The 6,000-nt window shown below is 69.2% G+C and carries 3 protein-coding genes; 1 reads left to right on the plus strand and 2 read right to left on the minus strand.

What is annotated here, in order from left to right; all coding sequences use genetic code 11:
• Positions 1-347: 347 nt before the first annotated feature.
• Positions 348-1,112 carry a response regulator transcription factor gene (locus tag WG212_RS10055; protein ID WP_337186954.1) on the minus strand — a complete coding sequence of 255 codons (765 nt, stop codon included), beginning with the start codon at positions 1,110-1,112 and terminating at the stop codon, positions 348-350.
• A gap of 142 nt (positions 1,113-1,254) precedes the next feature.
• On the opposite strand from WG212_RS10055, the gene WG212_RS10060 reads away from it, so the two are divergent.
• Complete coding sequence (locus tag WG212_RS10060; RefSeq protein WP_337186955.1) at positions 1,255-3,426, plus strand: ATP-binding protein; 2,172 nt, start codon at positions 1,255-1,257, stop codon at positions 3,424-3,426.
• Positions 3,427-3,543: 117 nt separating this feature from the next.
• Here the strand turns inward: WG212_RS10060 and WG212_RS10065 are convergent.
• Positions 3,544-6,000 (minus strand): TonB-dependent receptor (locus tag WG212_RS10065; protein ID WP_337186956.1); only part of this gene is annotated, 2,457 nt, incomplete at its 5' end.

The raw sequence follows: 6,000 nt of genomic DNA on the forward strand, positions 1-6,000 counted from the left end.
CCTCCCAAGGCACGCGCGGTCGGACCGCGGGCCTCGTGTTCTGATCGAGTTTTCGGAACGGGCGCGGGGAGGCGCCCTGGGGGCCGGACCCTCAGTCCGCCTCGCCGCCAAGGTCAACTCATCAGTGATAACTTACAGCGTTCGCAAGACGGTTTTTTCCGACTGTGGCGAAAAGACCGCATTTTCGAAATGCCCGGACAAAATCGAACGACGGTCTTCGAACCCTTTTGCGCACAGGGATAGGCGAACGTGGAAATGTGAACCCTTACGTACCGGTCGATCAAAACTGGAGATGTTGTCATTCCGGAGGCCAGCTTCGGAGCGGTGTTCCGGGCGATCAGGAGGGCTCAGGTGAGGCCCCTCTGGGCTGCGGCCAGGACGGCCTCGGCGCGGCTGGTGACGTGGAGCTTCTGGTAGATCACCTTCACATATCCGGCGACCGTCTGGGGTTTCAGGCCGATGGCCCTGGCCGCTTCGGGACCGGACATGCCTCTGGCCAGCAGAGTCAGAACCTCGGTCTCGCGCGGGCTGAGCCTGGCCTCGTCCGCGGGCCGCGCGTCGGGCTTGATGTCCGGCCGGGGGCGGAAGCGCTCAAGGATCCGGCGCGCGATGGACGGCGACAGCGGCGGCTCGCCGCCGTCGATCCGCCGAAGGCAGGCGGCCACCTGGTCGGGATCGTCCTGCTTGAGGATGTAGCCCCGGGCGCCGGCGGCCAGCGAGTCGAAGAGGTGCAGGTCGTCGTCATAGATGGTCGCGACGACCGGCTGGGCTTCGGGAAAGCCTTCGGCGATCTCTCGCACCAGTTCCGTGCCCGACCCGTCGGGCAGTCCCAGATCGATGATGGCCAGGGTCAGGCGCCAACGGGGTGCGGTCCTGTGATCCTCGATCCGGCGCCGCGCCTCGCGCAGGCTGGCGGCCGTGACGACGGTCATGTCGGGGAAGGCCTGGGCGACAAGACCCGCCAGCCACTCGCGGGTATCGGCGCGGTCCTCGACGATCAGGCAGCCGCGCTCGGCGGGCGCCTCGGGACGCGCACCCCCATCCTGACCTGAACCGTCCTGGCCCAAGCCGCCCTGGCCCAAGCCGCCCTGGCCTTCGCCGCTCTGCACCATCGGGGAGTCGCCGCGCTCCACGTTTCTGACGTCGAAGTTAATATCGGATGGCGCCCAGGCCAATGATTCCCCTAAGAAAGTCCAGGGGGGCGTGGCCGAGGGAGTGGCCGGGGGCGTCGTCCGTCCCGGGGGTTTGGACAGGATGGACGCAAGCATTGCGACGCCCGGGGCGGGGCCTGTCGGCCGCGTGGCGGCGCCGCTGCGGCTGCTGGTCCTCGCCGTCGTGGCCGTGGCGGCGGTGATCGGCGGGGCGATCAGCTTCTCGGTCAGTCAGCCCTGGCTCGGCCTCGGCCTGGGCTGGGACGCCGGGGCGGGCGGCATGGTGGTGCGTTCGGCCGCAGGGCCGGCCTCGGACGTACCTGTCGGCGTGGTGATGACCCGCGTGCGCGCCGGGGGCGACGAACTGACCTTCGAGCGGCTCGACCTCACGGGCCAGGTCGATGGTGTCTTCGGCCCGTTCGCGGATTTCCAGCGGTTCATGTCGCGCCAGGGGCGGTTCGCCTCGATGCAGCGCCAGCCCGAGATCACCTTCACCGACACTTCCGGGCGCGACTGGACTCTCCGGCCTGCGCCGAGCCGGCCCGTCACCACTCTGGGCGCGGACTTCTGGATCGGAGCCGTGGTCGGCGCCGTCTCAGGGCTGGTCGCTGCCGCGATCTTCGTGTTCCGCCCCCGTGAGGCGGCGGCGCGCTATGTCCTGCTGAGCGGTTTCGGCATGCTCATCTGTGCGCCGATAGGCCCGATCTACACGAGCCGGGAACTCGGTCTCCCCGAGCTGTCCTTCTATCTCATCAATGGCCTGAACTTCCTGGGTGGCAGCCTGTTCGCCGCGGCCCTGTTCTCGCTCCTGCTCTACTATCCGCGCCAGCTCGCGCCGCGCTGGGTGGGCGTGGCGGTGGTCGGGGCCGTCCTGGCCTGGTACGCGGCCCAGGCGCTGGGCTGGTTCCCCGATCTGACCTTCGCGCGCCGGTTCCACGTGATGTGCGCGCTGGCGGGCACGTTCGTGCTGGCCGGGATCCACTGGCGCAAGACGCGGCGCGATCCGCTCGCGCGTGCGGCGCTGAGCTGGTTCCTGCTCTCATGGGTGGTGGTGGCGGCGGCCTTCTGCCTGACCATCCTCGCGCCGCAGATGTTCGACGTCGACACTTCGGCGGCCGAACCCTTCGGCTTCCTGTTGTTCATCCTGATCTACGCCGGCCTCGCGGTCGGGATCATGCGCTACCGGCTGTTCGAGCTGGGCGAGTGGTGGGTGCGCATCGTGGCCTGGACCCTGGGCCTCGTCCTGCTTGTGGCGCTGGACCTCCTGTTTCTTGCCGGCCTCCGTTTCTCCGCCGAGGTCAGCCTTTCGCTGGCGCTTCTGATCTGCGGTCTCATCTGGCTGCCGGCCAGGGGCTGGATCGCGGAGCGTATCCTGCGCCGCCGGCCTCGTGACGAACGGGCGCTGTTCGAGGGCGTGGTCCAGATCGGTCTGACCGCCTCGCCCGAAGAACAGGCGGCGCGCTGGGCCGCCGTGCTCAAGTCGCGTTTCGATCCCCTGAGCCTGGAGCCGGCCGCCCCGGTCGAGGCGCCCCGGCTGGAGGCCGACGGCCTCGCGCTCGTGACGCCGGCGATGGAAGGTTTGCCGTCGTTGCGGCTGGCCTACGCTCACGGCGGGCGTTCGCTGTTCTCGCCGGCCGACATCGCCCAGACGCAGGGCCTGGCCGACATGTTGCGGTTCGTGGTCGAGAGCCGTCGCGCCTACGAACGCGGGGTGATCGTCGAGCGCCAGCGGATCGCCGGGGACATCCACGACAACCTGGGGGCCACGCTGCTCAGCGCCCTGCACAGCCGTGACGGCGAGCGCAAGGACCGGTACATCCGCGAGACCCTGGCCGACCTGCGCAGCATCGTCACCGAGCCCGCCGGCGACGACGCGGGCCTGGCCGAGACCCTGGCCGGCAGCCGCAAGGAGATGGCCGAACGGCTGGGCGCGCGCGGGATCGAGCTGGATTGGCCGCCGGAGGCCACGCCGAGGGCCGAGTTGGACTCCAAGGTGGCCCAGTCCCTGCGGGCCATGCTGCGCGAGATCACGAACAACATCCTGAAGCACGCCGGCGCCTCGGTGGTGCGGGTGGCGCTGTCGGTGGCGGAGGGGCGGCTGACGGTGACGGTCGAGGACGACGGGGTGGGCTTCGATCCGGCGTCCGTGGCGCGGGGCGCCGGCCTGGGCGGGCTGAGCGACCGGGCCGCCCGGCATGGGGGCGAGGTTCGCTGGGCGTCTGGGCTCGGCGGACGCGGGGCGCGCGCCGAGATCCGGCTGCCGACGGCCGGTTGACGCTGCGCCAGACGAAAGGGCCGGCAGATCGCTCCGCCGGCCCTTCGTGTGTCGGCCGTCTTCTTGCGCCGGTTGGCCCGGCAGCCCCGAACGACGGGCCTGCCGGGCTTGCGCCGGTCAGAAGCGGTACTGGAGCTCCACGCCGTAGGTGCGCGGCGGAGTGAGTTCGTACACCTGGGCCCCGTTGGGGAAGCGGTCGGACGGCACCGTGGCGCTGTTGTTCCGCTGCGAGGCCTGGATGGCGGCGGCGTAGCCGTCGTCGTCCAGAACGTTCTTCACGTAGGCGATGACCGTGTACTTGCCGCCGGTGGGCGCCCAGATGGCCCGCAGGTCCACCTGATCCCACGACGGGGCCGAGTTGTAGTCGCGTTCGAAGACGTTGGCGTAGGACTTCGACCGGTAGAGGTAGGTGGCGCCCAGGGTCAGGCTCCCCGGTTCCATATCGAAGGTGTAGAGGCCGTTCAGCGCCAGCTTGTGCTTGGGCGCCTGGGGCAGGGAGTTGCCCACGACGCTGACCGCGCCCGTGGTGATGTTGTCGTTCACGTCGACCAGCAGCGGGCTCTTCTTGATCTTGCTGGGATTGTACCCGTAGTCGAGAGAGAGGCGCAGCGGCCGGACCGGCTGCCAGATCGTGCTGAACTCGACGCCCTTGGACACGGATTTGTCGATGTTCACGAACTGGGTGACGTTGGTGGCGCCGACGCGCACGGCGACAGGCGCCTGCAGGTCGCGGTAGTCGAGGTAGAAGAGCGCCAGGTTGAACTGGAGGTTGGAGCCGAAGTTCTTCTTCAGGCCCAGCTCGTACGAGTTGACGATCTCTTCGTCCGCCTTGGGCGCCGCGAGGAAGCCGCCGGCCGAGAAGCCGAAGGCCTTGTAGCCGCGGCTGTAGCGGGCATAGGCCATGGTGTCCGGATCCGGCTCCCACTGGAGGCCCGCCGTGCCGGTGATGGCGTCCGAGGTGTCGTCGAGCTGCCGGCTGGCGACGCCGGTCGCCGGGTTGATCACATACTGGCGGCAGACGCCGGCGGTGCAGACCGAGGGGGTGGCGACCCCTTCGATCAGCCCGTCGGTGCTCTTGGGCGCCAGGGCGTCGGTGAGGTCCATGGCCCCGTTGCCCAGGCCGTTGAGGCCGGCCAGCGCCGGGATGCCCAGCACGGGGGCGAGCTGCGCCAGGGCGTTCAGGTTGCCCAGCAGGCTGCCCCAGTTGTTCGCCGTGCCGGGGCCGAAGCCGCTCAGGCCCAGGGCGGGATAGAGGCTCGGATAGCAGGCGTCGGAGTTGCAGACGACGCGGCGGAACTCCTGGCCGAACTTCCGATCCTTGGTGTAGCGGAGGCCGGCCGTGACCTTCAGGGTCTCGGTGGCCTGCCAGTCCACTTGGCCGAAGAGGGCCTTGCTCCGGGTGGTCAGGGCGTAGTTGCCGGTCGACCATGTGCCGCCGGGGTTGGGCGCGGCGCCGAGGATGGGGGTCTGGAGGCTGGAGGGGCCGACCAGGAAGAAGTCGGCGGTGCTGCCGGTGCCGGTGTACTTCTCGTTGAAGTAGAAGGCGCCGACGATCCACTGGACCGGGCCGTCATGGGTGGACGAGATGTTCAGCTCGTGGCTGTACCACTTGGGGTACTCGAAATAGTGGTAGCCGTTGTTGGCGTTGACGGTCAGCGGCTGGCAGTTGACCGGCGAGACGCCGGCGGCGAACAGGCCCCCGATGGTGCCGCAGATCGAGCCGGGCGCCAGGGGGATCTGGAACGAGCGGACGCTGGTGGCGTCGGTGTCGCCATAGAGGTCGTACTTGTACTCCTGGAAGCCGCCCACGTACCGGATGTCCACCGTGGGGGCGTGGTAGACGAAGTTGGCCGTCAGCGAGTTGACGTCGCGCAGGCGCACCCGCTGGGGGATGTTGCTGTTGAACGTGCGGTTGTCGTTCAGCGCGGGGTTCGACGTGGTCGTCGAGCCGTTGAACTGGAGCAGGCTGCCGGGGACGATGCCGTTGACGCCGGTCTCGGTCGTGTAGCCGTGGGCCGAGTTGAAGACGATCGAGAAGTTGGGGTCGAGCCGGCCGGTCTCGTAGGGGCCGTTCAGGTAGCCGGCGCGGGCGCCGGGGCCGCCGCGGTTGTGCCAGACCAGGGTCTTGTACGAGACCCACAGGTCGGCGTTCTCGCCCAGGTCGGCCTCGATCTGGGCCTGGACCTGGTACTCGTCGCGCTTGCTGCCTTCCGAAGGTTGGCCGTCGTTGACGTTCTTGTAGTAGCCCTTCCGCTGGTCGAGCTTGTAGCCCGAGATGCGGGCGCGGAGGTTTTCGGTGATGGGGCCGGAGACGGCCGCCTGGAAGTTGGTGAAGCTGTAGTTCTCGGCGATGGCCCGGACCTCGGCGTAGAAGTCGTCGGTGGGCCGGACCGAGATCACGTTGACGGTGCCGCCGATGGCGTTGCGGCCATAGAGCGTGCCCTGGGGCCCGCGCAGGATCTCGACCCGCTCCACGTCCAGCGGCGGGCCGCCGGCCAGCACCGTCGAGGTCGTGAACAGGCCGTCGATGTAGATCGACACCGCCCCGTCCACCGCGTGCACGTTGGTCAGGCG

Source organism: Phenylobacterium sp. (assembly GCF_037189685.1).
Lineage (GTDB): Bacteria > Pseudomonadota > Alphaproteobacteria > Caulobacterales > Caulobacteraceae > Phenylobacterium.

Bases quoted from the DNA above. Each gene is read 5' to 3' on its own strand.
- WG212_RS10060 (WP_337186955.1), top strand. From the start codon at position 1,255: ATGGACGCAAGCATTGCGACGCCCGGGGCGGGGCCTGTCGGCCGCGTG.
- WG212_RS10055 (WP_337186954.1), bottom strand. From the start codon at position 1,112: ATGGTGCAGAGCGGCGAAGGCCAGGGCGGCTTGGGCCAGGGCGGCTTG.